Here is a 24,849-nt window from a genome sequence, read left to right on the forward strand (position 1 = left end):
CCCCCGTTCTGCAAGGGGCAGGCCCTGCCCAGCCTCCCGGCACACCCCCTCTCCCGGAGGGAGAGGGGGACGGGGGGTGAGGGGTCGAAAAAGGGGGATGCAGGGAGAGGGCGGGGCAGCAGGGCTGGGGCCAGCTAGCTGGTCGGGGTCTGCCTCAGCCGCAGCAGGTGCTTCAGCCGGGTGTGATCCTCCCGTTCCCGCTCCTCGAGGAGCGCGCGCACCCGGTGGATCTCCGCGCTGAGTCCCGGCGCCACCTGGTTCTCCAGGGTGTTGACCTGCCGCGAGGTGCGGCGGAGCGCCTCCGCCAGCCGGCGGAGCAGCAGCTCCGTCGACGCCGCATCGAGGAGCAGCTCCACCATCTGTTCGAACTCGCCGGCGGCGGCGTTCGCCGCCGGCCCGGTGAGCGGCGGCGCCTGCCCCCGCGCCTCCAGCGTGCGCCGCACCGGCGTCAGCCGCTGCACCGCCCCGCTGGCCACGCCCCAGGACTCCGAGACGGTCAGTTCCACCTCGACCTGTCGCGCCGGCCATCCCATCGCGTCGAGCCCGGCGGCGCCATGGATCGCCGCGGCGCCAAGCAGCGCCGGATACGCGCGTGCCGCACTCGCCTCCACCCGGCTCCGCGCCTCGATGGCCGGCGTGGCCACGCGAAAGAGGTCGGCCACCAGCGCCTGGCGCTTCCGCGTCAGGAGGTCGATGCCCTTGCGCACCCGTTCGAGCCTGCGCCGGTGCCGGATCAGGTTCGATCGGGTCGGGGGACCGAGCACTTTCATGTCGCCGCCTCGCGTCCCGCCCGGCGCGCCCACGCCTCCTCGGGAATGCGGTGGAGGTCCTCGCGCGGCAGCGTCTCCAACAAGGTCCACCCGATTTCGAGCGTCTCCGCAATGGTGCGCCGTGCGCCCCCCTGGTCGATGAACTCCTTCTCGAACCGGTCGGTAAACGCGAGCGCCCGCCGGTCCGCCGGCGGCAGCCCCGACTCGCCGACGATGGCCGCCGTGAGCCGCGCCTCCCGGCCCTGGGCATAGATGGCGTAGAGCTGGTCGGACCACCGGCGGTGATCGGGCGCGGTGCCCGCCCCGATGCCTGCGCCCATGAGCCGCGAGAGCGACGGCAGCACGTCGATCGGCGGAAAGATGCCGCGCCGGTCCAGTTCGCGGCTCAGGACGATCTGCCCCTCGGTGATGTACCCGGTCAGGTCGGGAATCGGATGCGTGATGTCGTCGTCCGGCATCGAGAGGATCGGGAGCTGCGTGATGGACCCCTCCGATCCGCGCACCACGCCGGCCCGCTCGAAGATGGTGGCGAGGTCGGTGTACATGTAGCCGGGGTAGCCGCGGCGGCCGGGAATCTCCTCGCGCGCGGCGCCAAGTTCGCGGAGCGCCTCGCAGTAGTTGGTGGCGTCGGCCAGCACCACCAGCACCTGCATGCCGCGCTCGAAGGCGAGGTACTCGGCCTGCGCCAGCGCCAGGCGCGGCGCCAGCAGCCGTTCAATGGTGGGGTCGCCGGTGCGGTTGAGATAAAACACGCTCCGCGCCAGCGCCTCGCTCGACTCGAACCGCTGCAGGAAGTGCTGGGTCTCCCGCTGCGTCAGCCCGACGGCCACGAAGATGACGGCGAACGGCTCGCCGTGTGTCGTCCGCGCGTCGGCCACGACGCGCGCCGCGAGCTCGAGCCCGGGGAGCCCCGCGCCCGAGAAGATCGGCAGCTTCTGCCCGCGGACGAGGGTGTTCATCCCGTCGATGGCGGAAATGCCGGTCTCGATGAAGTCGGCCGGCTTGCGGCGGCAGACCGGGTTGAGGGGTGCCGCCCACGCCGCTCGGCGCGCCGACCCCACCGGCGCTGGCAACCCGTCGAGCGGCGCGCCGGAGCCGGCGAAGACCCGCCCCAGGAGTTCCTCTCCCACCACGGCACGGGCGATGTCGCCGGTGAGGGTGACGCCGGTTCCGGCGGGCGCCAGCCCGACGGTGTCCTCGAACACCTGCACCACCGTGGCGCCACGGCTCACGTCGATCACCTGGCCCCGGCGGGCCGGCTGGCCCGGCGTCGTGATGCGCACCCACTCGCCGAGCACCGCACGGTGCGCGTCCGACACGGTGAGGAGCGGCCCGGCGGCCGCATCGGCGCCGGCATAGGTGCGGGGCGTGCCACTCATGGTGTCGCTCCTTCCGGCGAGGCCCGCAGCGCCGTCAGCTCGCGGCGGACCCCCGCCACGTCGACCGATGCCATCGTCCCGCCACCCGCGAGCGCCTCGATGCCGGCGCGATGAAACCGATGAATCGTGTCGGCGAGTTTCCAGGTCTTCGTGACCGGCGAGCTGGCGTCGGCGGGGTCATACGCGCTCTGCCCGATGAGGAATTCGCGCAGCAGCCGCGCCGTCTCCAGGATCAGGCGGTCCTGGTCTTCCAGCGCATCGGGCCCGACGAGCCCGGCCACCTCGCGGAGTTCCCGGTCCCGCTGCAGGAGCGCGAACGTTTCCTGACGCAGCGTGGTCCATCCCACACCGCCATGCTCCTCGAACCAGGGCATCACGTCGGTGGCCTGCAGGCTGTAGCTCGTTTCCCAGTCCACCGCCGGGAACTGGCGCTGGTGCGCCAGCGACGCGTCGAGGGCCCAGAGGGCACCGGCCACCCGCAGCGCCGCTTGCGTGACCGGCTCGGAGAAGTCGCCACCCGGCGGAGACAGCGCATTGATGAGGGTGACCGCGCCCTCACGTTTCGCCGACCCCAGCGCCTGCGCCCGCCCCGCGCGCTCGAAGAGCTTGCCGAGCCGGTTGCCGAGGGAGGTGGGATACCCCTCCTCGCCGGGCATTTCGCGGAGCAGCGACCCGATTTCCCGAAGCGCCTCCGCCCACCGGCTGAGCGAGTCCGCCATCATCGCCACCCGATAGCCCATGTCGCGGTAGTACTCGGCGATGGTGAGCCCGAGATAGACCGACGCCTCGCGCGCCGCCACCGGCATGTTGGAGGTGTTCACTACGAGGACGGTGCGGTCCATCAGGGAGCGGCCGGTGCGAGGATCTTCCAACGAGGGGAACTCCTCGAGCACGTCGGCCATCTCGTTGCCGCGCTCGCCACACCCCACATACACCACGATGTCGGCCTTGGAATGCTTGGCCAGCGACTGTTCAATGACCGTCTTACCGGTGCCGAACCCTCCCGGCACCGCGACCGACCCGCCCTCGGCCACCGGGAAGAGAAAGTCGAAGACGCGCTGCCCCGTGATGAACGGCCGGTCGGCGGGAAGCCACCGCTCCACCGGCCGCGGCACGCGCACCGGCCAGCGCTGCATCAGGGTGAGGACGGTGCCATCCTCCAGAGTCCCGATCGGTTCATCGACCGCGTAGGTGCCGGCGGTGAGTTCCGCGAGCACCCCACCTGACATCGGAGGCACCAGGATCCGGTGGATCACCCCTTCATTTTCTTCCACGGTACCGAGCTCATCGCCCGCCACCAGGTGGTCGCCTGCGCTGGCGCTTGGGGTGAACACCCAGCGACGGGACCGGTCGAGGGTCGGCGCGACGGTACCGGTGGAGAGGAAGTTCCCTTCCCGATCGGCGAGACGACTGAGCGGACGGCCCGTGCCGTCTAGCACCGAACCGAGGAGACCGGGGCCGAGCTCCGCCTGGAGCGGCGCACCGGTGGCCTCCACCGGCTCCTCGAGCGCCAGCCCCGTGGTGTCTTCGAACACCTGCACGGTGGCCGTCTCGCCCTGAACGCGAATCACCTCGCCCAGCAGTCGCCGATGCCCGACGCGCACAATCTCGTAGAGCGCCGCCCGCGGCAGCGGTGCCGCCTCGACGAGCGCGCCGGCGGCGCGCACCACCCGGGCGCCCATCACCGGAGCCTCACCCGGTATCCGATGGCGCGGCGAAGGAGTTCCACGACCTGCTCCTCGGCGGAGGCCGCCGCCCGCCAGGCGGGGCCGGGAAAGGGAACGACGATCGGCTGGGGCACCCGGTCGACGATGGTCCGGAGTTCCGGTGCCAGCCCTTCGTAAATCGACTCTTCGAGCAACACGATCCCGACCTCGGGCCGCTGCAGCAGCGAACGGAGGGTGGCATCTGCCACGCTCTCCTCGTCGGCGATGTCGGCCACGAGACCGGCGAGCGCGAAGCCGGCCGCCGTGGCTGGCCGACAGAGGACGCGTACGCCACGGTTCATGCGGCCTCCGGCATCAGCGGAGTCAGGGCCGCCGTCGGGGCGCCGAACGCGATGCCCCAGGCAATGGCACGGAGCGCGCGCGCCTCGGCACGAATCCGCTCGAGCACCGAGAGCACGACGGCCGACCCCAGCGGGTCGCGCCGCGCCAGTCCGCGGAGCCAGACAATCCGGGCCGCCGCGATGCGCGCCTCGAGCGAGGCCCACTCCACCGGGTCGCGGGCGAGCGCGACGCCGATGGCGGTGCCCGCGAACTGCGCGCGGAGTTGCGTCATCAGCCGATCGCCATCCCGCTCCGTCCTGAGCCGGGCAAAGATCTCACGCGTCAATACGCCGCCTCCGGGCAGATATTCCCGCTCGACCGTCGCGGCGTCCGGCGGCGGGGCCGACAACAGCAGCGTCCAGAGATTCTCCTGGTCCACCAGTTCCGCCGCGAAGCGCCGCACCACGCTCCCACCGGCGCGCGCCTCACGCATGGCGCGCTCGCTGAACAGCCGGGTCAACGCCCACTCGAGATCACCGAGGCCGGGCGGGGGCGACTGCCTGCCGAGCTGTTCGAGCACCCGTCCGGCAGGGTGTCCGAACCGCAGGAGGTCATGTGCGAATTCGGCCACCGTCGTGGCCCGCGCCAGGCGGTCGAGGACGCGAAGCGGCAGGGAGGGTGTCGGCAACACGGCGTGGAGACGGGCACCGGGTGAGGCGCCCTGGGCGGCGCCGCGCAGCAGCGCGCGCAGGGTCCGGCGCTCCTCGTCCTCCATGACCACCGCCAGCACAGCGCCGCGGCCAGCAAGCCACCGGCCGAGGAGGTTGAACCGATGGGCCGCCACGAGGCTCACCGCGCGGTCAAACGCCGGTGGATCGACCAATGCGCCGGCGCCGAGGTCGAACGGGTAGTCGAGCGAGGCGGCGCGGCTGAGAAGTGTCGGCCAGTCGGGTGCGGCGGCGAGCGCCGCGAACGCGTCCCGATCGAGCAGATGCGTCGCGAGGCCCCGCGCGCGCGCGTTCACGTCGTCCCAGCGCATCTCAGTGCCCCTCGATCCGGGCGCAGAGGTCGATGGCAAGGTCGGCGCGTCGCCGGGCCAGGATCGCCACCAGCGTGTTGTCCACCGTCACGCGGCCGTCGGCCGAGTGGCCCGTGACGCCGGCGGCCACATCGGCGGACTCCACCACCAGATCGGGCAGCCCGAGCACCGCCGCCGCGGTGGCGGAAACTGCGTCGGCCGGGCTCAACAGGACCGCGGGGCCCCGTTCCAGGTAGCGCGCCGCCCCGACGGCCAGTGCGCCGGCGCCATCGGCATACCGGGTAATCGGCATGTCCTTCAGCAGCCTCGTGCCCAGCTCAAAGACCCGGTCGAGGGCGCCCGCGCGCACCGCGAGGAAGCGCTCCCGCGCCACCGCGCGCGCGGTGGCAATCTGGCGCTCGCCGGCGGTGCGCCGCTCCTCGGCGGTCCGCTCGAGGTGCAGCGCAAGCTTTCGCGCCGCATCGGCCTCGGCCCGCGCAACGATCTCCGCCGCGCGGCGCTCCGCATCATCCCGGAGGCGCGCCGACTCGCGGGCGGCATCCTCCTCCAGGTGCAGGAGCAGGGCGTCGATGCTCACGCGCTCAACCGCCGGCGCGCAGCATGATGAGAACCGCCACGACGAAGCCGAGAATCGCCATCGTCTCCGGAATGGCGACCAGCAGAATGGCCGTCGTGCTGAGCTCGGGCTTCTCCGCCAGGCTGGCGGAGATCGCCGGCCCGATGCGCGACTGTGCCCAGCCGGTGGCCAGCGCCGGGATGCTGACGGCCAGCGCGGCGCTGAGGGGAATCAGGAACGCTTCCATGCGACCTCCGTGGGTTCAGCTGGCGTGCCCGCTGGGGCGCCAGTGCGCAAAGGGGCGGTACGCCTGCCCGCCAGGACTGTGGAACTTTCCGAAGAACTCGACATAGTGCAGCCGCAACCCGTGGATCGTCGGGGCAAAGATGGCGAGCGCGAAATTGACCAGGTGAAAGAGCAGCGCGAAGAGCACGCCCACCAGCACGCTGCCGACGCTGCCGGCCAGTTCGTTGGCCACCACCGCCATCATCACCGACGCGGTGCCGAGCGCCATGATGCGGGCGTACGAGAGGATGTTGCTCAGGGTGGAGAGAAACTCGATCGGCGCGATGATCCCCTCCGCCAGGACCAGCACGGGAAAGAGCACCAGCAGGCCGATGATCGCCGGGGTCAGGAAGCCGTGGGGCAGGACTTCGATTGCCACGAGCAGGACCACGACAATCAGCAGCACCATGACCAGCGAGGCGCCTTTCCCGACCGCCTGGCGCGGGTGACCGCGCGAGGCGTTGAACACTCCGAGCGCCAGGCCGAGGACGATGTGCACCGCCCCGATGGCGATGGCCAGGCCGAGGAAGGCCAGAAGGGAATGCTCCCGGTCGAGGAGGATGGGGCGCAGACCGAACCAGCGGGCACCGAGGTCGCCGAAGAACTCGCCGAAGGCGATGCCGAACGCCACCGAGAAGGCGGCGCCCGCCCCGAGGACTTCGGCCACGGCCCGCCGGGTGCTGCCGGGTGCCCCGCCATGCCGCAGCCAGAGGGCAACGAGCGCCAGGAGGATGCCATAACCGATGTCGCCCATGATCAGTCCGAAGAACATCGGGAAGAAGACCGCCACGAACGGCGTCGGATCGATGGTGCCGTAGGCCGGCAGGGGCACCATGCGGGTGATCGTCTCGAAGGGGCGGAAGAGACGTGGATTCTGGAGCACAACCGGCGCGGACTCCCCCTCCCAGTCTTCCCGCGCCACCGATTCGACCACTACCCGTCCCCCAAAGCGCGCGGCCAAGGCTTGCGTGAGCTTCGGGAATCCGGCGGCGGGAAGCCAGCCTTCCACCACGAAGCTGCGCGGGGTCGCCGCGACCATCTCCCGCGCGGCGAGTCCGAGCAGGCGGTCTTCCACGGCCGCGCGCGCGCCACGCAGTTGCGGGGCGACATCCACCGCCAGCGCCTGGCGCTCCCGGTCGAGCGCCTCCATTTCGGCGTCGATCGCATCGCGGCGGGCCGCCAGCGTCGGACCGAGCTGGCCGAGGGTCCGGCCGCCGCTCCCTTCGGGCATCGGCAGTTCGTGCACGCCCGCCTGCGCGAGGAGGCGCTCGACGCGGGCGGCGTCGGTGGGTGGCACCAGCAGGACGGCCGCGAGCTCCCCGGTGAGGAGGGGCGCCGTCTCGAGGACAAACTCGTCGCCGATGGCCTGGGCAAGTGCCTCCCGAAGCCGAGCCACGATGCCCGCGTCCTGTCCGCGGAGGACCAGGTGATAGCCGTGGGTCCGGGTGCCGCTGCCGGTCGGCAGCAGACCGCGAAAGGCCCGGATGAACTCGAGGAGCCGAGCCGTCCCCGTGCGCTCCTCTTCGAGGGTCCGTCGCCTGGCCTCGATCCGGTCCATTGCACGGCGGGCGCGGCGGAACTGACGCAACCACGCGGCAAAGGAGGTCGAGGGGGGAGCCGGTGCGTTCACGGGGGGGGCATCGAACCTGGTGGCCAGCGCATCGACGTCGCGCAACAGGCCGCGGAGGCGGCGCGCTTCCCGCGCCTCGCGCTCGTGGGACTCGACCGGACGGAGGACGCCACTCGGACGGGACTCCGAGAGCTGCAACAGCCCGACGTCCTGCACGGCGGCGAGAACATCGTCGAGTTCTTCGCGGGGACCGAGGATGCGGGCGCGGATCATGGGGAGGATCATGGCGTCGCCTCCGCCGCGATCCGCAGCACCTGTTGCACGAGCCAGTGGGCGTGCTCCGTGGCTGCCACCTCGTCCACCGCCTCGTACCGCGCCCGCACCGCGGCGAGCGCCGCCTCTTCCTCGGCAATGCGCGCCTCGGCATCCACTGCGAGGCGCGCCGAGAGTTCGTCATCGGCCGCTGCCAGTTCGGCGGCGAGTGACCCCTCGCGGAGTTCCGCCCGCTCGACCGCGCGTTCCAGCAGGGCCGCCGATTCGGCACGCGCCTCCTCCAGCGTCGCCTCGAGGCGGGATTCCACCTCGAGGAGACGGGCGAGGGCGCTCCGGGGCGCCGAGTCGGGAGCTGACGATCTGCGTCGCATGACCCTATCCACCGGCCCAGGGGACACGGGGGCCGTTGGAGAAAGTTGCCGGTGAACAGGTGAAGGGAGGGGGAGCAGGCCCTGAAGGGATCTTTAGGGGCGGGGAAGCGGGGAAGGGGGCGCCATGATAGCGCCTGCTGAACTACCGCGCTAGCATTGAGATATGAGTTCAGGCAAGACCCTCTCGCCCCGCTATCAGGCCATCTATTCGACCGTACGGCGGATCCCGCGGGGGCGGGTCGCCAGCTACGGCCAGGTGGCGGCGGAAGCTGGGCTCATCAATGCGGCCCGCCAAGTCGGCTACGCCCTGCACGCCCTGCCGAATGGCTCGACCGTTCCCTGGCACCGCGTGCTGAATGCGAAGGGCCTCATCAGCCTCAGGGACCACCATGCGCTGACCCAGCGCATGCTGTTGACGAGGGAGGGGGTTCGCTTCGATTCGCGAGGGCGCGTGGACTTGGCAAAATTCGGATGGGCCCCCCGCAGGCGGCGGCAATGAGGATATGGGGTGTTGGTGCGTTCGTGACATGTCTGCACCTGCTCCTCCCCGGTGGCCTTGAGGCGCAGACCGCGACGGCGGGGAGTTCGGAATTCGTCTTGGTGGAGCGGGCGCGGCTCCCGGAGGCCAATGCCGGGATCGTGCAACGGTACCAGCGCGCCGACGGGGCCGAGGTGCTGCTCTTTGTGACGCCCCTGCCCCCGTCGCTCGACCCCTGCGTCGACGCGTGCGCGGAACGGGCCGTCGACACGCTGTCGGCCAACTTTGCGCAGGCCCTGATTGATGAAAGCCGCCGCCCTGGGCACGACAAACTGACTATCGCCGGTTCCACCGTCGTCGCACCGCCACCCACCAGTTGGCTCGAGCGGGGACGACTGACCGCCTTGCGGCGCCTGCACGACGGCCACCTCGTGGATTCCTACCTCTGGCTCTTCCTGGGCAGGGAAACCCTGGTCCAGGTCAGGGGTGCCGAGCCAGCGGGCAGCATCGACTTCGCGACGCTCGAGCGGCTCGTCTCGACGCTGGTTCTCACGATTCCCCCGCCCTATGATTGCCCCGACGGCGTCATCAGCGACTCGGCCCTGGTCGCGGTCTGGCCGATGTATGTGCCCATGCACCGGCTCCCATTCCTGGTGGATTCCACCCTGGCGGCTCGGGAGTACCACTTCGCGTACCGAAGCGAGGACGCCGGGTTGTGGCGCACCACGCCGCGGTTTGCCTGGCCGAGTGGATCGGCCCTCGCGCTGGCCTCGGAGGACGTCCGCCCAGGCATCGAACTGGTGGTGATGACGGCGGTCGGCGACAATGCCTCGCTGGTGGCCATCTCCTCCCGACCCGTCTGCCAACTCCCCGAGACCGGCGGTCGCACAGGGGAGGACGTCATGCGCCTCGCGCGGCAGGCCATGGTGGACACCCTCGACGCGATCCTCGACGCGGTCGGGTACGTCCGATGAATGACGCGCCCGGTCCCATCGACCCGCGGGTCGACATCGGGCACGTCCACCTCAAGGTGGCCGACCTCGAACGCGCCCTCGCCTTCTACTGCGGCGTGCTTGGGTTCGAGTTGACGCAACGCTACGGCGACGGCGCCGCCTTCGTGAGCGCCGGCGGCTACCACCACCACATCGGGCTTAACACCTGGGAGAGCCTTGGCGGCTCGCCGCCTCCCCCGGGCACCACCGGGCTCTACCATGTCGCCATTCGCTATCCCGACCGTGCTGCGCTGGCGGACGCGCTCCGGCGCGTCCTCGCCGCCGGCATCCGGCTCGACGGCGCCAGCGACCACGGCGTGAGCGAGGCCCTGTATCTCCGGGACCCCGACGAGAACGGCGTCGAGCTCTATCGCGACCGGCCCCGCGAGGAATGGCCACGCGATGCCGGTGGCGCACTCGTGATGACCACCGGCCCGCTCGACATCCGCGCGCTGCTGCGCGAGGCACCCTGACGTACATCCACGCGGGAGACGCACAATGACCTCCGCATCCGGGCCAAGCGGCCCTCCGCACGGCTTGCCCGCCCTCTGGGAAAAACTCACCGGGCCACAGCGACGCGCCGTGGCTCGCGTCCTCCTGACCCGCAGCGTCGCCCGCGACGTCAACACCGAATTCGCGGACACGCGAACCTTCGGCCAGCGGGTGTCCGACCGGATCGCCGCGTTCGGCGGCTCCTGGCCGTTCATCGGGCTGGCGTTTCTCATGCTCGCCGGCTGGGTCGTGCTCAACTCGGTGCTGCTCGCGCGGCGCGGCGCCGCCTTCGACCCCTATCCGTATATCTTGCTGAACCTGATCCTCTCGATGCTCGCCGCGTTGCAGGCCCCGGTCATCATGATGTCGCAGAACCGGCAGGCGGCGCGGGACCGGCTCGAAGCCACGCACGACTACGAGGTGAACCTCAAGGCCGAGCTCGAGATCCAGTCGCTCCACGAGAAGCTCGACCAGCTCCGCGAGCGCGACTGGGCCGCCCTCGTGGAGATGCAGCAGCAACAGATCCAGCTGCTCCAGCGCCTGCTGGAGCGCGCCACCGGGGAGTCCGCATGATCGACACCAGCAGTCACGAAATGACGACCACCACCTTCGAGCTCGACGGCTTCCGCATCGCGCAGAGCCTCGGCGTGGTCCGCGGCATCAGCGTCCGGAGCCGGAACGTCTTCGGCTCCTTGGCCGCACGGATCGAGACGATTTTCGGCGGCAACATCTCGATGCTCACCACCCTCTGCGAGCGCACCCGGCAGGAAGCCTTCGACATCATGCTGACCCACGCCCACCAGATGGGCGCCAACGCGGTGGTCGGCGTGCGGTACGACGCGACGGAACTCCTCCCGGGCGTCACCGAGGTGCTGTGCTACGGCACCGCGGTGGTGGTGCGCGAGCAGCTGACGAGCGGAGAAGATTGACCACCGTGGCCGCGCGCGATCCGCTGCAGGAGATTCCCGGCGTCGGACCCAGCATCGCCGCCGACCTCCGCGCGCTCGGCATCCATTCCGTGGCGCAACTCAGGCGCCGGAACCCCCAGCGCCTCTATGACCGGCTGAGCGAACTCCTGGGGCCGCAGGATCCCTGCGTTCTCTACGTGTTCCGCTGCGCGGTGTACTATGCGGGCACACCGAGGCCAAGACCCGAGCTGCTCAAGTGGTGGAACTGGAAGGACCGCTCGTGACGACTCCCCGCCGAGGCGCCAAGCCAGACCTCCTCCGCGCCCTGCGCACCAAGCTCCGTCGCGACATGCCGATCACCAAGGCGCTCGGCCTCCGCGTGGTCGGCCGCGAGGGGACGGGGCTGGTGCTCACCTCGCCGTTGGCGCCAAACATCAATCACAAGGGCACCGCGTTCGCCGGCAGCCTCAACGCCACCGCCACGCTCGCCGGCTGGGGCACCATCTGGCTGGTGCTGCGGGAACACGGCATCAAGTCGCACGTCGTCATCCAGGACAGCGCCGTGCACTACTTCCGGCCGGTCACGGGCGACTTCACCGCAACCTGCAAGGCGCCGTCGGCCTCCGCTATTGAGCGGCTGGTGAAGTCGGTGGCGAAGAAGGGCCGGGGCCGCATCGAGCTCGACGTGACGATATCAGACGCGTCGGGAGACGCGGTGCGGTTTCATGGGCGGTATGTGGCGATGACTGACGGCGGGGCAGCGGGGCAGCTGGGCAGCGGGGCCGTCCGCCGCCACCGAGACTGACGCGCTTCATGCCACCGCTGACCCGCTGGTTCGTCCGCTCCGCCCTGCTCTGGTTCCTCCTGGCCCTGGCCACGGGTGTCCTGCTGGCCGGCGGCGTCTCGGCACAGGTCCCGGGCACCACCTGGACCCTTCCCTACCCCACCTATCTCCATCTCCTGACCGTCGGCTGGCTCACCAACCTGATCTTCGGTGTGGCCTTCTGGATGTTCCCCCGCTACACCGCCGAGCATCCGCGCGGCAGCGACCGGCTCGGCTGGCTGGCCTACACCGGTCTCAACGCGGGCCTGCTTCTGCGCCTTGTCGGCGAACCGATCCAGATGTCCGGCGGAGGGAGTGGGACGCTCCTGCTGCTTTCCGCGGGCCTCCAGCTCCTGGGCGCCTGGGCCTTCGTGCTCAACACTTGGCCCCGTGTGAAGGTGAAGTAGTGCCCTTCCTCAGCATGCTCCTCGTCCGCAGCGCTCTCTGCTGGCTTGCCGCCGGCGCCGCGATGGGTGCGCTCCTCCTGAGCGCCAAGGCCGTTCCGATGCCGACCGGCGTCTTCCGGCTCTTCTCGCTGCACGCCGAGGTGCTGTTGATCGGGTGGATGGTGCAGCTGGCCATGGGCGTGGCATGGTGGATCTTGCCGAAGTACCCGAAGCTGCCAGAGCGCGGGCCCGCGGCGCCGATCTGGGCGGCATGGGTGCTGTTGAACGTGGGAGTATTGCTGGCAGGAATCGGGCGTTCGGTCGGAGCCGCCGAGGGCGTGATACTGACCGGACGCGCGGCGGAGTTGCTGGCGGCGGTCGCCTTTGCCACAGCCGCCTGGCCGCGGGTCAAACCGTTCGGGCGCTAGAAGTCCTTTCTCCGGAACACCCGGCTCGCCAGCAGCAGCGGCACCGTCGCCTGCACCGCCAGCACACCGAGCACCGTCACCCGCCCCAGCGACGTCCCGAAGAACCGCTCGAACACCGCCCCCGTGTATCCCATCAGCGCCGCCGTGTCGAACTGCAGGAGGAGGAGCACCCGCCCCAGGTCGATGGGATTGAGCATGGTGAGCGCCAGCACCGGGCGCTCCAGCGGGTAGTTCCGGAACATCGTGATGAGCAGGAGCACAACGCCGTCGTACAGCACCGCGCAGGAGAGCCAGATGAGAATGGCGCCGCCCAATCCCTTGGCGCGGTCGTCGAAGAGGATGGCCAGGAGCACCGCCACGGCGGTGAAGACCAGCGTGAGGAGCAGTCCCGCCACGAGCAGCATGGCGAGCGGCACGATCAGCGCCGCGTCCGGTCGGGCATGGATGAGGAACGGCACCCCCACGCCGACCAGGAACGCCCCCGCCAGCGGCAGCGCCAGCCCCAGATAGAGTCCGGCAAAGAGCGAGCGCCGCCCCACCGGCTGGGCCAGCAGCAGCTCGGTGAACTCGCGCGCGCCATAGACGTACATGGTGCCGAAGACCACGCTCACCAGCGGCACCAGCAGGAGCACCACGTTCAGCAGTGATATCACCACCCGCGCCCCCTCGCCGCCGAACCGGAAGAGGACGTCGGTCAGCACGAAAAGCAGCAGCGTGTACACCAGCACCGCGCGGCTCCGTACCACGTTGTGCAGCTCGTACTTCAGGATGCGCGCGGTGGTGTTCATGCGCTCCCCCGCCGGAGGAGCGCCGCCATGGCCCGCTCGAGCCCGGTCTCGCCAGCATGTTCCTTGAGGCCGTCCATCGACCCGGCATACCGTACCCTGCCGTCCACCAGGAAAACGAGGTCCTCCGCCAGCTCCTCCAGTTCCGCCATCAGGTGCGAGCTCAGGACCACCGTGGCGCCGCCGTCGCGCACCCGCCGGATCTTGTCCTTGAGGATGCCGCTCGCCACCGGATCCAGCCCCGCCGTCGGCTCGTCGAGGATCAGCAGCCGCGGACGGAAGAGGAAGGCGATCGCGGCGTTGAGCTTCTGCCGGGTGCCGCCCGACAGCACCCGGACCGGCCGGTCGAGCGCCCCCGATTCCCCGAACCACTCCAGGAGCTCGTCGTCCGTGGCGGTGCCGCGCCCCCGGAGGTCGCGCAGCATCTCCACCACCTCGCGGCCGGTCAGGTTGTCCGGGAAGCGTGGCGCCTGCGGCATGTACCCGACGCCGGCGCGATAGGCAAACCCGCCGTCCAGCGGCGCCCCCTCCAGCAGGATGCTCCCTTCGTCGGGATGCACCAGGCCGAGCAGACACTTGATGAGCGTGGACTTGCCGGCGCCGTTGGGGCCGACCAGCGCGGTGATCCGCCCGGCGGCCACCTGGAGGTCGACGGCGTCGAGCGCCGTCAGACGGCCGAAGCGCTTCCGCAGGGCACGGAACTCGACGGCGGAGGTCGTGGTCGGGGCCGCCGTCATGCCGGCGGCTCCATCAGGGGGCGCGGGTCGGTCAGCATGGGTGGGGTGAGCACCGGCATCACCCGTTCCGCCGCGTCAAGCAGGTCGACGAAGAAGCTCCGGAGGAGGATGAGCGCCGGTTCGTTCTGCGCCACCAGCAGGGAAAAGAGACGCACCGGGTGATACGGCACGTCGCCGTAGCCGTCGTGATCGAGGTCGTACCCCTCGTAGTGGTCCCAGTAGTTCTCGCGAAAGGTGCTCACGTTGCGGCTGCTGTTGGTGGTCACGTCGAACGAGTTCTGGCGGAAAGTGTTGCCGGCAAAGGTGTTCCCTTCGGCGTTGGCCAGCACCCGGATGGCCCAGCCGTTGGCCTCGAAGGTGTTGCCGGTCACCTCGTTACGGGCGGAGCCCTCCATGTAGAGCCCGACGCTGTTCTGGCGAAAGGTGTTGTGCAGGATGCGGCTGTCGCGGATCTCCTTGAGGAGCAGTCCGTACGAGGCCGGCCCCCAGTTGTCCGCAAAGGTGTTGCCGTCCATCACCATGTGGCGGGTGTACATGACCGCGACGCCAGCGCCGTTCCGCTCGAACCGGTTGTCCCGGTATTCGCACTCATGGGAAAACATGAAATGCAGCCCGTAGCGCAGGTTGCCCACGCTCTCGTTGCCGAGGACCCGCACCCGCTCCGCGAACTCCAGGTAGATCCCGTCGCGATGTCCCGTCACCACATTGCCGTCAATCAGGACGTCGTTCGAATGAAAGAGGTGAATCGCGTTGCCGGCCGTCATCTCGACCTCCGCCGCCCCCGCCACCACGTTGCGGGAGACCCGGCACCCCCGGCTCCGCGAGAGGTAGATCGCGAAGAAGGTCCGCTCCAGCCGGCTGTCCTCGATGACGCAGTTGGCGACGCTGTCGAACAGCACCGCCGCGCGGTCCTCCATAAACGTGGTCTCGCCCCCCCGCATGGTGAGCCCCCGGAGCGTCACGTTGTCCGCGGACACCACGAAGATCTGGTGCGCGCCACCGAGAAACACCGCCCCGGAGTCCCCCACGATGGTGACCGGTACCGCCACGCGGATCACCGGTTCGGCGTAGGTCCCGGCCCTCACGGTGATCCGTCCGCCGGGCGTGACCCGGGTCAGCGCCTCGGTCACCGTCCGGACCGGCCCGGCGGGGTCCACCACCACGAGCGACTGGGCCGCGACGGCCACTGGCGCAGTGAGGAGGCACACACCGAGGAGGCCGTGGGGGAGGGGGCGCATCATGGGGAGGGGACGCTACGCCGAATCGTGCGCGGCGGCGAGGACTTGCGGCCAGTCGAGCAGGGTGCCGCCCAGAGCGGCCTGCAGGCTGTCGCCCGCGGCGCGCGGCACGGCGAGGAGACTGCTCGACATCGGGGTGCGAACGGATTCGGTGCGGAGGAAGATCGCGTCCTGTGCCGGGATCAATGTGCCTGGCTGGCGGAAGTCCGTCACCCATGCCGAGTGCACCTGGTCCGGCTCCACCGGTCCGCTGACCGTGAAGGTGGCCAGGCACCCGGCATCGTCGAAGGCGTATACCTTGCCCGTGCGGGTGACCAGCTCGGCGGCGAAGCGCTGGTCCACGATGGTCATGTGGCAGTGATCGCAGGCCGCCTCACCGAACGCGATTGGGACGGGACCGGGAGACCCGCATGCCAGCGCGACCGCACCCAGGAGCACGGCGGCGTGCCGGCGAAGGCGGAGGCGGAGGCGGCTCACGCGGGCTCTGCCCTGGGCCACCGCCAGGCCTGGATGGCAAGGACACACACCAGGGTGACCGCGGCAATCAGCACCCATCCGCCCGATGCGGGCCAGCTTGTGGCGTGGAAGTTCAGCAGCTGCTTGCTCCCGATCAGTGGAGGCTGATAGGTCATGCCGGGAATCTTGAGGATCGCCTCGGGACTCAGGTTGTGTCCGTAGTCGTACGACCACTTGTAGAAATCCGCGAGCCCCGCCACCGAGAAGAGCAGGAGCACCGCCGCGTACCCCATCAGCAGCCGTCGCTTTCCCGCGGCCGCCGTGAGCAGACCGAGTGCGATGAGCCCGGCCACGATCTTCGGCATGTACTTGAGCTCGGGGATGTCGTCCGGCGAGATGACCTTCATCCCGATGTAGTGATTCAGGCCGTTGATGCTGTTGAGGTCCTGCGGCTGCTGCCCGACGATCTTGTTGATGGCGATGTAGAGCCCCAGCCCCTCCGGGTATTGCGGCGCCTCCAGCCCGATCTGCCAGAGCGGAAGCAGGTAGACCAGGGCCATGGAGAGGGCCGCGATCGCGACGAGAATTCTGGAGAGGCGGGACATGGCAAGAACCTCGGTGGGCGGCACGGGAGGGGAACCATCCCCTCCCGCCCGCCGGTACACTGCTTACTTGGTCGGCTTGTTGGCCACGAGTGCCACGCTGCTGCCGCGCGGAGATACCCGCACCCACCCCGACATCTCCTGGTGCAGTGCGGAGCAGAAGTCGGTGCAGTAGAACGGGTACACGCCGACCCGGTCCGGGAGCCAGAGGATCGTGCGGGTTTCGCCCGGCATGACCAGGAGCTCGGAGTTGTTCAGGCCGGTGATGGCAAAGCCGTGCGGCACATCCCAGTCCTGCTCCAGGTTGGTGATGTGGAAGTACACGGAGTCGCCCACCTGGACGCCCTCGATGTTGTCGGGCATGAAGTGGCTGCGGATGCTCGTCATCTTGACGTGGACCGCGCGGCCGTTCCGGGTGACCCCGGTCGCCGACTCGTTGAGCGCCGCGTACGGATCCTTGTTGTCCGCGAGGGTGTAGGTCCGGATCTGCTTGTCGACCAGCATCGAGGCTGGAATGATCTGCGCGTAGTGCGGCTCGCCGATGGTCGGGAAGTCGAGCAGGAGCTGCATCTTCTCCCCGGTGATGTCGTAGAGCTGCGCCGACTGGGTCAACTCCGGCCCGGTCGGAAGGTACCGGTCCTTGGTGATCTTGTTGAGCGCCACCACGTACTGGCCCCACGGCTTGCGGGTGTCGCCGCCGGGGATGGAGAGGTGCCCGATGGAGTAGTAGGTCGGCACCTTGTCGATCACCGTGAAGTCGGTGAGGGACCACTTGGTGATTTCCGACGTCAGGAACATCGAGGTGTAGGCGTGGCCCTGCCCGTCAAACTCGGTGTGGAGGGGGCCGAGGCCCGGATCCTTCACCTCACCGGCCACGATGGCCTCGTACTTCAGCACCGGCACGCCGTCGACCTCGCCCTCGAACGCCTTGTCCTCGATGGCCTTGAGCATCTTCGAGAAGGAGTGCACAGGGATCACCGAGGCCAGCTTGCCGCCGCCGACGATCAGTTCACCCGACGGATCGACGTCCACGCCGTGCGGGGACTTCGGGGTCGGGAGGTAGTACACCACGCCGGGACAGTCCTTCGCGTCCAGGAAGTTGGTGGAGGTCTTCCACTCGGTGGTGGCGACGTTCGTCTCGTGGTGCAGGACGTTGTGCGCGTAGCGGGCCGGCACCTTCTTCGCCTTGCCGTCCTTGACGCACTGCTCGGCCGCGGTCCAGTGCACGGCGGCTATGTAGTCCTTGTCCCGCTGCGAGGCGTTGACCTCGAGGAGGGTGTTGGCCTCCTCCACGTTGTAGGAGGTGAAGAACGACCACTCGTGCGACGGGCCCTTGCCCGAGTGCGAGAGGTCGTAGTTGTACCCCGGCATGAGGATCTGGAAGGCGATGTCCATCCCGCCGGTGGCGCTGTCCACCTTGATGAAGGTGAGGAGGCCGCGGAAGTTCTCCTTGTAGGAGGCGATCGGCACGTCGGCCTGCGGGGTCGGCACGCTGAACCGGGTGGCGGCCACCGAGTACTCGGTGTTCTCGGTGACGAACGGCGAGGCGTGGTTGCCCGCCGAATGGGGGATCTCGATGATCTCCGTCGTGACGAAGTCCTTCAGGTCGATCCGCGCGACCCGCGGGGTGTTGTTGCCGTTGATGAAGATCCAGCGGCCGTCGGGTACGCCGTTGGTCATCGAGAGCTCGGGATGGTGCGCGTCATCCCACGGGATGTAGCCGTAGGAGGTGTTCAGCATCGCCTTCGTCTCCTCGCTGTACCCGTAGGCGTTCTCGGGATTCTGCGAGAAGACCGGCAGCACCTTGAGCAGCCGGCCCGAGGGCAGGCCGTAGACGCCCATCTGGCCGCTGAACCCGCCCGACGTGAACATGTAGAACTGGTCGTACTGGCCGGGTGGCACATACACCCGCTGCGCCGCGTCGGTCGCGCCCGCGGCGGGGGCCTTCCCCGAGCCGCAGCCTGCCAGCGTCAGCGCCACTGCCGCGGCGCCCAGCATCATCCGGGACCCGATCTTCAGACTGCGTGACATGGTCGCTCCTCCTGGAACGGTGAAGCCCGCAACGGGGCCGTGTTACTGCGCAGGGGCAGCTGGGGGCGTGGTGGTGCGCAGGTACTCCACCACCGCGCGGGCCTGCTCCTGCGTCAGGCCCAGGTCCGGCATCTGGGTCATGTACTGGCCAAGGAGTTCCTTGACGGCCGGGTGCCGGGTGTACATCTCGACGGGATTCAGGATCATGTTCATGGCGAACGCGGGGGTCACCTTCTCGAGGATCCCGCCGAGGGGCGGGCCCACGTAGCGTTCGCCCAGCTTGTGGCAGGCGGAGCACTTGGCTTCGAACTGCGTCTTCCCTTCCTCCGCCATCGCCTCGTTGACCGGGCCGAGCTCGATCGGTGCCGTGATCGGCCCGATGCCGTTCTCGAGCTGGAACGGTGTGAGGTCGCTGCCGGAGGCGGCAGGCGTGGAGGAGGACGCCGGCGGCGCCTTTTCTCCGCCGCCGCAGGCGGCGAGCCCGACAAGACCTGCCACGGTGAGTGCACTGAGCCAGCGTCGTCCAGCCATGAGAATCCTCGGCAGCGTTCAGGAAGTGAGTTGAGCGCTCCTGACTTCCATCCCGATGTGAACCGTGCTTCACGGGAGGAATGGCAGTAGCATTAGGAACAGGGATTATATTATCATATCGGTATGATATTTACAACTATTCATTCTGAAGGCGTCTTCACACTTTCATCACGACACCGGATGCTCTCCCAGACCGCTGAATACGCCCTCCGCACCGTCCTCTACCTGGCCACCACCGACCAGGCCGAGCTCTCCAACGTCAGCGACATTGCGGAGCGGCTGGACATCCCCCGGAACTACCTCTCCAAGACCCTCCACCTGCTGGCCCGCGCGGGGGTGCTTACCTCCACGCGCGGCAAGCACGGCGGATTTCGCCTGACCAAGCCGGCGTCCAAGCTCACCCTCGCCGAGGTGGTGGCTCCCTTTGACGGACCGACCGGGACGAGGATCTGCCTCCTGGGGCGGGCGGCGTGCAGCGACAGCGACCCCTGCCCCGCCCACGGGCGCTGGAAGTCGGTGTCGAACGAGGTCTCGACCTTCTTCCGGGAAACGAAGGTGAGCGACCTGCTGGAGAGTCCGGTGGCAAGGGTGAAGCGCGCTTAGATTTCCCCCATGCCCGATCCCGCCCAGAGAATCCGCGGCGCCTGGAGCGCCCTGTCGTCCCTGCCTGCCGGCACCTGGCTCTTCAGCCGTCTCCTCGGCTGGATGGTCCCCTATACCGGCACCGTCGGCGCCCACGTCCGGGAGCTCCGCCCCGGCTACGCCCGCGTGACCCTCCGCGACCGCCGCAAGGTCCGCAATCACCTCCGCTCCATCCACGCCGTCGCCCTCGTCAACCTGGGCGAGGTGACCAGCGGACTCGCGATGATCACCGGGCTGCCCCCCGGCATCCGGAGCATCGTGACCCATCTGGGCATCGACTACCTCAAGAAGGCGCGCGGCACGCTGACCGCCGAGGCGACGGTGACGATTCCCGACGTCACCGAATCGATCGACTATGTGGTGCATGCCGACATCCGCGACGAGGCCGGTGACACCGTGGCGCGGATCGCCGTCACCTGGCGGCTCAGCCCGCCGCAATGATCTTTGGAAGAGAAGCACAACAACAAACGAGAGAGGGTCGGAGGCAAGGGAGGGTCGGAGAACAGCAATTGAATCGAACAAGACCTGTCTAGGCAATCTTCCGATTCTCCCTTATCTCCGACCCTCCCTCGTCCAATGGACTGACAACTGGAAGGGCGTATTCGCTTGACCACTACCGCATTCACCAAACACGCCGGCATCGAGGTCCCGCTCATCTGCGGCGCCATGTACCCATGCAGCAACCCCGAACTGGTCGCCGCCGTCTCCGACGCCGGAGGCCTCGGCATCGTGCAGCCGATCTCGCTCACCTATGTCTACGGCCACGATTTCCGCGAAGGCCTCCGCCTCATCAAGAAGCTCACCGACAAACCGATCGGCATGAACGCGCTCATCGAGGCGTCGTCCAAGACCTACCACCAGCGGATGGTCAACTGGGTGGACATCGCCATCGAGGAAGGGGTCCGCTTCTTCGTGACCTCGCTCGGCAACCCGAAATGGGTGGTCGAGAAGGCTCACGCCTTCGGCGGCGTGGTCTACCATGACGTGACCGAGCGGAAGTGGGCCGACAAGGGGCTCGCCGCCGGGGTGGACGGGCTGATTGCCGTAAACCGCCGCGCGGGGGGACACGCCGGTCCCAAGGGGGTGGAAGAGCTCTGGACCGAACTCGGCGGCCTCGGCGTGCCGCTCATCTGCGCCGGCGGCGTGGGTGACGAACAGCACTTCGTCGAGGCGCTCAGGATTGGCTATGCCGGCGTCCAGATGGGCACCCGCTTCATCGCCACGCCCGAGTGCCAGGCGAGCGAGGTGTACAAGCAGGCCATCGTGAATGCCCACGCCGACGACATCGTGCTGAGCGAACGGATCACCGGCGTGCCGGTGGCCGTCATCAACACGCCATACATCCAGAAGATGGGACTCCACGCCGGCGCCTTTGCCAGGTGGATGCTGCGCGGCCGGAAGCGGAAGCACTGGATGCGCACCTTCTATGCGTTGAAGTCGCTCTTCCAGCTCAAGCACGCCTCCCTGGACGAATCGGGAAGCAAGGACTTCTGGCAGGCGGGGAAGAGCGTGGACGGCATCACCTCCATCGAACCGGCGGGCGACATCGTGAAGAGGTTCGCCGCGGCCGCCCCATGAATATCCTGGTGGATCTGGCCGCCTTCCCCCTCGTGGCGCACCGCGGTGCCTCCGCCGAGGCGCCCGAGAATACCCTCCCCGCCTTCGAGCGCGCAGCCGAACTGCGGGTGGACGCCTTCGAGTTCGATGTCCGCCTGACCGCCGATGGAGAGGTGGTGGTGCATCACGACCCCACCCTCGACCGCACCACCGACTTGCGTGGTCCCCTCATCGAGCGGACACTCGATCAGCTCCGTGCCGGCACCAACATCCCCACCCTCGACGAGGTCCTCGGCGCCTTCCCCTCTATGCCGATGCTCATCGAGCTCAAGGAAGTGGCGGGCCAGGAGCAGGTGCGCGATGTCATCCTCCGGCATGACGCCGCCAGCCAGTGCCTGGTCGCCTCCGAATATCACGACGCCCTCGAGTGCTTCCGCGACGGTCGCTTCCTGGTCGGCGCCAGCCGGAAGGACATCCTCCGGCTCCTCGTCGGCTCAGCCACCGGCACCCGGCCCAGGAAGGTGGCCTATCACGCCCTCTCCGTGCCTGACCGGCACCACTTCCTCCCCGTGGCCACCCGCCGGTTCATTGCCAACGCTCACGCCCTCGGCTGTCCCGTCCATATATGGACAGTGGACGACCCCGCCGAGGCCGACGAACTCCGCGCCCGCGGAGCGAACGGCATCCTGACCAACGACCCGGCCAAGCTGGCGATGTTCGGGACGCACGCTCGCGGGTAAACCCGCGGCTCGGCTGATATCGCTGAAGCGACACGTACACACTAGACATCCCGCCATTGCGCCCCCTCTCCATATCATGGAGAGGGGGTCAGGGGGTGAAGAGGTGAACGGCGGGGCAGCGGGGCAGCGGGGCAGCGGGGCAGCGGGGCAGAAGCTACAAGGGTTGACGCCAGGGAGGCATTCACACTATCTTATTATCCGGCTGAAAGGATAATACATAGTGCCTGCCGTTCTCGACCGTCTGAGCGCCCTCGCCGACCTCACCCGGAGCCGTTTGCTCCTGGTGCTGGAGCGGGACGCCCTCACGGTCGGTGAACTCTGCCGGGTGCTGCGGCTCCCGCAGTCCACGGTCAGCCGACACCTGAAGCTCCTGGCCGACGAGGGGTGGGTGGCGGTCCGCGCCGAGGGAACGAGCAACCGGTATCGTGCCGCGCTGCGCGACCTCGATCCGGGAGCCCGGCAGCTCTGGCAGCTGGTGAGCGGCGAGATTGCCGAGGCGCCTGCGGCCAGGCAGGACGCGACCCGGCTCCGCAGCGTGCTCGCCGAGCGGAGCACCAGGTCGCGGGAGTTCTTCGCGACGTCGGCGGGCCAGTGGGACCGGCTCCGCAGCGAACTGTTCGGCGCCCGCGCGGAGCTGGCCGCCCTCCCTGCCCTGCTCGACGAAACCTGGGCGGTGGGCGACCTCGGCTGCGGCACCGGCCAGGTGGCGGCATCGCTGGCTCCGTTCGTCCGGCAGGTCGTGGCCGTGGACGGCTCAGCGCCGATGCTTACCGCGGCCCGGAAGCGGCTGGCATCGTTCCGGAACGTGGAACTTCACCGCGGCGATCTCGAGGCGCTTCCGCTGGAAGACGCCTCGCTCGATGCGGCGGTGATTTCGCTGGCGTTGCACCTGGCGCCCGAACCGGCCCGGGTCCTCGCCGAGGCGGCGCGGGTGCTGAAGCCGGGCGGCAAACTGCTGATCGTGGACATGATGCCGCACGAGCGCACCGACTTCGTCGAATCGATGGGCCATCTCTGGCCGGGATTCGACGCCGAGTCCATCGGCACCTGGGGCCGCGATGCCGGTTTCGCGTCCACCACGTACCACCCCCTTCCCGCCGATCCGGCGGCCAAGGGACCGACGTTATTCGCCGCGGTCGCGGTCAGGCCGCGTGCCACTGACCATCGACACAACGTTCCTGCTTCCCCGCTTTCTCGCCGAGGTTCATCATGACTGCCGTCGCTCCCAGCAAGCATCCCTTCCACTCCATGGACAAGGGCCGCGAGCCCTACAAGGTGGCCGACATCTCGCTCGCCGAGTGGGGTCGCAACGAGATCCGCCTGGCCGAGTTCGAGATGCCCGGCCTGATGGCGCTCCGCACCGAGTACAAGGGCAAGAAGCCGTTGAAGGGGGCCAAGATCATGGGCTCACTCCACATGACGGTGCAGACCGCGGTGCTGATCGAGACTCTCGCCGAGCTCGGCGCCGACGTGCGCTGGGTCAGCTGCAACATCTTCTCCACCCAGGATCATGCGGCCGCGGCCGTCGTCGTGGGACCGAAGGGGACCGTGGCAGACCCGAGCGGCGTGCCGGTCTATGCCTGGAAGGGTGAAACACTTGAGGAATACTGGTGGTGCACCGAGCAGGCGCTCGAGTGGCCCGACGGCTCCGGCCCAACCCTCCTCCTCGACGACGGCGGCGACGCCACGCTGCTGGTGCACAAGGGTGCCGACTATGAAGCGGTGGGCGCGGTGCCGGCGTTCGACGAGGCGAACGACTCCGAGGAGTGGGGCGTCATCCTCGAGGTGCTGAAGCGGAACCTCAAGACCAATCCCGGCAAGTGGACCAAGATTGCCGCGGACATCCGCGGGGTCTCCGAGGAGACCACCACCGGCGTGCACCGGCTCTACGAGATGATGCAGGCCGGCACCCTCCGTTTCCCGGCCATCAACGTCAACGACGCCGTGACCAAGTCGAAGTTCGACAACCTCTACGGCTGCCGGCACTCGCTGACCGACGGCATCCTCCGCGCCAGCGACGTGATGCTCGCCGGCAAGGTGGCGGTCATCTGCGGCTATGGCGATGTGGGCAAGGGATGCGCGCAGGCGCTCAAGGGCCAGGGCGCCCGGGTGGTCATCACCGAGATCGACCCGATCTGTGCGCTGCAGGCGGCCATGGAGGGATACCAGGTCACCACGCTGGAAGAGATGGTAGGCACCGCGGACATCTTCATCACCGCCACCGGCAACAAGCAGGTCATCAGCGCGGCGCAGATGGCCCGCATGAAGGACAAGGCCATCGTCGGCAACATCGGCCACTTCGACAACGAAATCGACATGGCCGGGCTTAAGAAGCTCTCCGGCGTGAAGCGGGTCAACATCAAGCCGCAGTTCGATGAATATGTCTTCCCCGACGGGCACAGCGTGCTGATCCTGGCCGAGGGGCGGCTTCTCAACCTCGGCTGCGCCACGGGGCACCCGAGCTTCGTGATGTCGGCCAGCTTCACCAACCAGGTGATGGCGCAGATCGAGCTCCACACCAGCGCCGACAAGTACGAGAAGAAGGTGTACACCCTGCCGAAGCATCTCGACGAGAAGGTGGCGCGGCTCCACTTGGGCAAGCTCGGCGTGAAGCTGACCCAGCTCTCGCCGGAGCAGGCCGCCTATCTCGGCGTCAAGCCGGAGGGGCCGTACAAGCCGGATCACTACCGGTATTAGTCTCTCGGTGACCTGCACGCGGAAAGGGCGGCCACTTGGCCGCCCTTTCTCGTTCTGTCATTGCGAGGAGGCCCCGAAGGGGCCGACGAAGCAAG

31 protein-coding genes are annotated in these 24,849 nt (G+C 68.8%); 15 read left to right on the forward strand and 16 right to left on the reverse strand.

Annotation, left to right across the window (positions count from 1 at the left end; genetic code table 11):
- Positions 1 to 134: 134 nt before the first annotated feature.
- From R2910_12310 to R2910_12350, 9 genes are read right to left on the reverse strand one after another with little or no spacing between them, the layout of a single operon-like run.
- Positions 135 to 770: a V-type ATP synthase subunit D gene (locus R2910_12310; GenBank protein MEZ4413762.1), complete on the reverse strand. Its 636-nt coding sequence runs from the start codon at positions 768 to 770 to the stop codon at positions 135 to 137.
- Complete coding sequence (locus tag R2910_12315; GenBank protein ID MEZ4413763.1) at positions 767 to 2,149, reverse strand: V-type ATP synthase subunit B; 1,383 nt, start codon at positions 2,147 to 2,149, stop codon at positions 767 to 769. Before R2910_12315 ends, R2910_12310 begins: the two co-directional genes overlap by 4 nt.
- Positions 2,146 to 3,831: a V-type ATP synthase subunit A gene (locus R2910_12320; protein ID MEZ4413764.1), complete on the reverse strand. Its 1,686-nt coding sequence runs from the start codon at positions 3,829 to 3,831 to the stop codon at positions 2,146 to 2,148. Before R2910_12320 ends, R2910_12315 begins: the two co-directional genes overlap by 4 nt.
- Positions 3,831 to 4,157 carry a V-type ATP synthase subunit F gene (locus tag R2910_12325; protein MEZ4413765.1) on the reverse strand — a complete coding sequence of 109 codons (327 nt, stop codon included), beginning with the start codon at positions 4,155 to 4,157 and terminating at the stop codon, positions 3,831 to 3,833. Before R2910_12325 ends, R2910_12320 begins: the two co-directional genes overlap by 1 nt.
- The gene (locus R2910_12330) at positions 4,154 to 5,176 is read right to left on the reverse strand and encodes a V-type ATPase subunit (GenBank protein ID MEZ4413766.1); all 1,023 of its coding nucleotides are present in this window, start codon (positions 5,174 to 5,176) and stop codon (positions 4,154 to 4,156) included. Before R2910_12330 ends, R2910_12325 begins: the two co-directional genes overlap by 4 nt.
- 1 nt (position 5,177) lies before the next feature.
- Positions 5,178 to 5,753 carry a V-type ATP synthase subunit E gene (locus R2910_12335; protein ID MEZ4413767.1) on the reverse strand — a complete coding sequence of 192 codons (576 nt, stop codon included), beginning with the start codon at positions 5,751 to 5,753 and terminating at the stop codon, positions 5,178 to 5,180.
- A 4-nt stretch (positions 5,754 to 5,757) separates the two neighbouring features.
- The gene (locus tag R2910_12340; GenBank protein MEZ4413768.1) at positions 5,758 to 5,979 is read right to left on the reverse strand and encodes a hypothetical protein; all 222 of its coding nucleotides are present in this window, start codon (positions 5,977 to 5,979) and stop codon (positions 5,758 to 5,760) included.
- A gap of 15 nt (positions 5,980 to 5,994) precedes the next feature.
- Positions 5,995 to 7,872, reverse strand: a complete 1,878-nt coding sequence (locus tag R2910_12345) for a V-type ATPase 116kDa subunit family protein (GenBank protein MEZ4413769.1) — start codon at positions 7,870 to 7,872, stop codon at positions 5,995 to 5,997.
- Positions 7,869 to 8,231, reverse strand: coding sequence for a hypothetical protein (locus tag R2910_12350; GenBank protein MEZ4413770.1), 363 nt, complete (start codon positions 8,229 to 8,231; stop codon positions 7,869 to 7,871). The genes R2910_12345 and R2910_12350 overlap by 4 nt, the downstream gene beginning before the upstream one ends.
- Before the next feature lie 163 nt (positions 8,232 to 8,394).
- On the opposite strand from R2910_12350, the gene R2910_12355 reads away from it, so the two are divergent.
- From R2910_12355 to R2910_12395, 9 genes are read left to right on the forward strand one after another with little or no spacing between them, the layout of a single operon-like run.
- The gene (locus R2910_12355) at positions 8,395 to 8,730 is read left to right on the forward strand and encodes a methylated-DNA--[protein]-cysteine S-methyltransferase (protein MEZ4413771.1); all 336 of its coding nucleotides are present in this window, start codon (positions 8,395 to 8,397) and stop codon (positions 8,728 to 8,730) included.
- 23 nt (positions 8,731 to 8,753) lie between these two features.
- Complete coding sequence (locus tag R2910_12360; protein MEZ4413772.1) at positions 8,754 to 9,683, forward strand: hypothetical protein; 930 nt, start codon at positions 8,754 to 8,756, stop codon at positions 9,681 to 9,683.
- Complete coding sequence (locus R2910_12365) at positions 9,680 to 10,174, forward strand: VOC family protein (GenBank protein ID MEZ4413773.1); 495 nt, start codon at positions 9,680 to 9,682, stop codon at positions 10,172 to 10,174. The genes R2910_12360 and R2910_12365 overlap by 4 nt, the downstream gene beginning before the upstream one ends.
- A gap of 25 nt (positions 10,175 to 10,199) precedes the next feature.
- Positions 10,200 to 10,766 (forward strand): DUF1003 domain-containing protein, encoded by a 567-nt coding sequence (locus tag R2910_12370; protein MEZ4413774.1) that lies wholly within the window; start codon positions 10,200 to 10,202, stop codon positions 10,764 to 10,766.
- Entirely contained in the window at positions 10,763 to 11,122 is a 360-nt protein-coding gene (locus R2910_12375; protein MEZ4413775.1) for a YbjQ family protein, read from the forward strand. Before R2910_12370 ends, R2910_12375 begins: the two co-directional genes overlap by 4 nt.
- Positions 11,123 to 11,127: 5 nt before the next feature.
- Complete coding sequence (locus tag R2910_12380; GenBank protein MEZ4413776.1) at positions 11,128 to 11,385, forward strand: DUF4332 domain-containing protein; 258 nt, start codon at positions 11,128 to 11,130, stop codon at positions 11,383 to 11,385.
- Entirely contained in the window at positions 11,382 to 11,906 is a 525-nt protein-coding gene (locus tag R2910_12385) for a thioesterase domain-containing protein (GenBank protein ID MEZ4413777.1), read from the forward strand. Before R2910_12380 ends, R2910_12385 begins: the two co-directional genes overlap by 4 nt.
- A gap of 8 nt (positions 11,907 to 11,914) precedes the next feature.
- Complete coding sequence (locus tag R2910_12390) at positions 11,915 to 12,331, forward strand: hypothetical protein (GenBank protein MEZ4413778.1); 417 nt, start codon at positions 11,915 to 11,917, stop codon at positions 12,329 to 12,331.
- Positions 12,331 to 12,738: a hypothetical protein gene (locus tag R2910_12395; protein ID MEZ4413779.1), complete on the forward strand. Its 408-nt coding sequence runs from the start codon at positions 12,331 to 12,333 to the stop codon at positions 12,736 to 12,738. Before R2910_12390 ends, R2910_12395 begins: the two co-directional genes overlap by 1 nt.
- On the opposite strand, the gene R2910_12400 is transcribed toward R2910_12395, so the two are convergent.
- From R2910_12400 to R2910_12430, 7 genes are all read right to left on the reverse strand, one after another.
- Positions 12,735 to 13,526, reverse strand: coding sequence for an ABC transporter permease subunit (locus R2910_12400; GenBank protein MEZ4413780.1), 792 nt, complete (start codon positions 13,524 to 13,526; stop codon positions 12,735 to 12,737). The two genes, R2910_12395 and R2910_12400, sit on opposite strands and share 4 nt — an antisense overlap.
- The gene (locus R2910_12405) at positions 13,523 to 14,260 is read right to left on the reverse strand and encodes an ABC transporter ATP-binding protein (protein MEZ4413781.1); all 738 of its coding nucleotides are present in this window, start codon (positions 14,258 to 14,260) and stop codon (positions 13,523 to 13,525) included. Before R2910_12405 ends, R2910_12400 begins: the two co-directional genes overlap by 4 nt.
- Positions 14,257 to 15,501, reverse strand: coding sequence for a nitrous oxide reductase family maturation protein NosD (locus R2910_12410; protein MEZ4413782.1), 1,245 nt, complete (start codon positions 15,499 to 15,501; stop codon positions 14,257 to 14,259). The genes R2910_12405 and R2910_12410 overlap by 4 nt, the downstream gene beginning before the upstream one ends.
- Before the next feature lie 12 nt (positions 15,502 to 15,513).
- Entirely contained in the window at positions 15,514 to 15,975 is a 462-nt protein-coding gene (locus tag R2910_12415; protein MEZ4413783.1) for a nitrous oxide reductase accessory protein NosL, read from the reverse strand.
- Entirely contained in the window at positions 15,972 to 16,559 is a 588-nt protein-coding gene (locus tag R2910_12420; GenBank protein ID MEZ4413784.1) for a hypothetical protein, read from the reverse strand. Before R2910_12420 ends, R2910_12415 begins: the two co-directional genes overlap by 4 nt.
- A gap of 63 nt (positions 16,560 to 16,622) precedes the next feature.
- Positions 16,623 to 18,587 carry a Sec-dependent nitrous-oxide reductase gene (nosZ, locus tag R2910_12425; GenBank protein MEZ4413785.1) on the reverse strand — a complete coding sequence of 655 codons (1,965 nt, stop codon included), beginning with the start codon at positions 18,585 to 18,587 and terminating at the stop codon, positions 16,623 to 16,625.
- 42 nt (positions 18,588 to 18,629) lie between these two features.
- Positions 18,630 to 19,118: a cytochrome c gene (locus R2910_12430; GenBank protein ID MEZ4413786.1), complete on the reverse strand. Its 489-nt coding sequence runs from the start codon at positions 19,116 to 19,118 to the stop codon at positions 18,630 to 18,632.
- 180 nt (positions 19,119 to 19,298) lie between these two features.
- Between R2910_12430 and R2910_12435 the strand changes: the two genes are divergently transcribed.
- The 6 genes from R2910_12435 (at position 19,299) to ahcY (ending at position 24,754) form a co-directional block, all read left to right on the forward strand.
- A complete protein-coding gene (locus R2910_12435; protein ID MEZ4413787.1) occupies positions 19,299 to 19,721 on the forward strand; it encodes an Rrf2 family transcriptional regulator in 423 nt (140 codons plus the stop codon).
- Positions 19,722 to 19,730: 9 nt separating this feature from the next.
- On the forward strand, positions 19,731 to 20,201 hold the full coding sequence (locus tag R2910_12440; protein ID MEZ4413788.1) for a hotdog fold domain-containing protein: 471 nt from the start codon (positions 19,731 to 19,733) through the stop codon (positions 20,199 to 20,201).
- A gap of 165 nt (positions 20,202 to 20,366) precedes the next feature.
- A complete protein-coding gene (locus tag R2910_12445; GenBank protein ID MEZ4413789.1) occupies positions 20,367 to 21,338 on the forward strand; it encodes a nitronate monooxygenase in 972 nt (323 codons plus the stop codon).
- Complete coding sequence (locus R2910_12450) at positions 21,335 to 22,057, forward strand: glycerophosphodiester phosphodiesterase family protein (GenBank protein ID MEZ4413790.1); 723 nt, start codon at positions 21,335 to 21,337, stop codon at positions 22,055 to 22,057. Before R2910_12445 ends, R2910_12450 begins: the two co-directional genes overlap by 4 nt.
- A gap of 220 nt (positions 22,058 to 22,277) precedes the next feature.
- Entirely contained in the window at positions 22,278 to 23,270 is a 993-nt protein-coding gene (locus R2910_12455; protein ID MEZ4413791.1) for a metalloregulator ArsR/SmtB family transcription factor, read from the forward strand.
- Entirely contained in the window at positions 23,267 to 24,754 is a 1,488-nt protein-coding gene (gene ahcY, locus R2910_12460) for an adenosylhomocysteinase (protein MEZ4413792.1), read from the forward strand. Before R2910_12455 ends, ahcY begins: the two co-directional genes overlap by 4 nt.
- The last annotated feature ends 95 nt before the right edge of the window (positions 24,755 to 24,849 follow it).

It is taken from the genome of Gemmatimonadales bacterium (genome assembly GCA_041390145.1).
In the GTDB taxonomy this organism is placed as follows: Bacteria; Gemmatimonadota; Gemmatimonadetes; order Gemmatimonadales; family GWC2-71-9; genus SPDF01.

What these genes read in the sequence shown, in the direction of transcription:
- R2910_12310 (MEZ4413762.1), bottom strand. Translation starts at nt 770, where the DNA reads ATGAAAGTGCTCGGTCCCCCGACCCGATCGAACCTGATCCGGCACCGG.
- R2910_12315 (MEZ4413763.1), bottom strand. Translation starts at nt 2,149, where the DNA reads ATGAGTGGCACGCCCCGCACCTATGCCGGCGCCGATGCGGCCGCCGGG.
- R2910_12320 (MEZ4413764.1), bottom strand. Translation starts at nt 3,831, where the DNA reads ATGGGCGCCCGGGTGGTGCGCGCCGCCGGCGCGCTCGTCGAGGCGGCA.
- R2910_12325 (MEZ4413765.1), bottom strand. Translation starts at nt 4,157, where the DNA reads ATGAACCGTGGCGTACGCGTCCTCTGTCGGCCAGCCACGGCGGCCGGC.
- R2910_12330 (MEZ4413766.1), bottom strand. Translation starts at nt 5,176, where the DNA reads ATGCGCTGGGACGACGTGAACGCGCGCGCGCGGGGCCTCGCGACGCAT.
- R2910_12340 (MEZ4413768.1), bottom strand. Translation starts at nt 5,979, where the DNA reads ATGGAAGCGTTCCTGATTCCCCTCAGCGCCGCGCTGGCCGTCAGCATC.
- R2910_12345 (MEZ4413769.1), bottom strand. Translation starts at nt 7,872, where the DNA reads ATGATCCTCCCCATGATCCGCGCCCGCATCCTCGGTCCCCGCGAAGAA.
- R2910_12350 (MEZ4413770.1), bottom strand. Translation starts at nt 8,231, where the DNA reads ATGCGACGCAGATCGTCAGCTCCCGACTCGGCGCCCCGGAGCGCCCTC.
- R2910_12355 (MEZ4413771.1), top strand. Translation starts at nt 8,395, where the DNA reads ATGAGTTCAGGCAAGACCCTCTCGCCCCGCTATCAGGCCATCTATTCG.
- R2910_12365 (MEZ4413773.1), top strand. Translation starts at nt 9,680, where the DNA reads ATGAATGACGCGCCCGGTCCCATCGACCCGCGGGTCGACATCGGGCAC.
- R2910_12370 (MEZ4413774.1), top strand. Translation starts at nt 10,200, where the DNA reads ATGACCTCCGCATCCGGGCCAAGCGGCCCTCCGCACGGCTTGCCCGCC.
- R2910_12375 (MEZ4413775.1), top strand. Translation starts at nt 10,763, where the DNA reads ATGATCGACACCAGCAGTCACGAAATGACGACCACCACCTTCGAGCTC.
- R2910_12390 (MEZ4413778.1), top strand. Translation starts at nt 11,915, where the DNA reads ATGCCACCGCTGACCCGCTGGTTCGTCCGCTCCGCCCTGCTCTGGTTC.
- R2910_12400 (MEZ4413780.1), bottom strand. Translation starts at nt 13,526, where the DNA reads ATGAACACCACCGCGCGCATCCTGAAGTACGAGCTGCACAACGTGGTA.
- R2910_12405 (MEZ4413781.1), bottom strand. Translation starts at nt 14,260, where the DNA reads ATGACGGCGGCCCCGACCACGACCTCCGCCGTCGAGTTCCGTGCCCTG.
- R2910_12410 (MEZ4413782.1), bottom strand. Translation starts at nt 15,501, where the DNA reads ATGATGCGCCCCCTCCCCCACGGCCTCCTCGGTGTGTGCCTCCTCACT.
- R2910_12420 (MEZ4413784.1), bottom strand. Translation starts at nt 16,559, where the DNA reads ATGTCCCGCCTCTCCAGAATTCTCGTCGCGATCGCGGCCCTCTCCATG.
- nosZ (MEZ4413785.1), bottom strand. Translation starts at nt 18,587, where the DNA reads ATGTCACGCAGTCTGAAGATCGGGTCCCGGATGATGCTGGGCGCCGCG.
- R2910_12430 (MEZ4413786.1), bottom strand. Translation starts at nt 19,118, where the DNA reads ATGGCTGGACGACGCTGGCTCAGTGCACTCACCGTGGCAGGTCTTGTC.
- R2910_12435 (MEZ4413787.1), top strand. Translation starts at nt 19,299, where the DNA reads ATGCTCTCCCAGACCGCTGAATACGCCCTCCGCACCGTCCTCTACCTG.
- R2910_12440 (MEZ4413788.1), top strand. Translation starts at nt 19,731, where the DNA reads ATGCCCGATCCCGCCCAGAGAATCCGCGGCGCCTGGAGCGCCCTGTCG.
- R2910_12450 (MEZ4413790.1), top strand. Translation starts at nt 21,335, where the DNA reads ATGAATATCCTGGTGGATCTGGCCGCCTTCCCCCTCGTGGCGCACCGC.
- ahcY (MEZ4413792.1), top strand. Translation starts at nt 23,267, where the DNA reads ATGACTGCCGTCGCTCCCAGCAAGCATCCCTTCCACTCCATGGACAAG.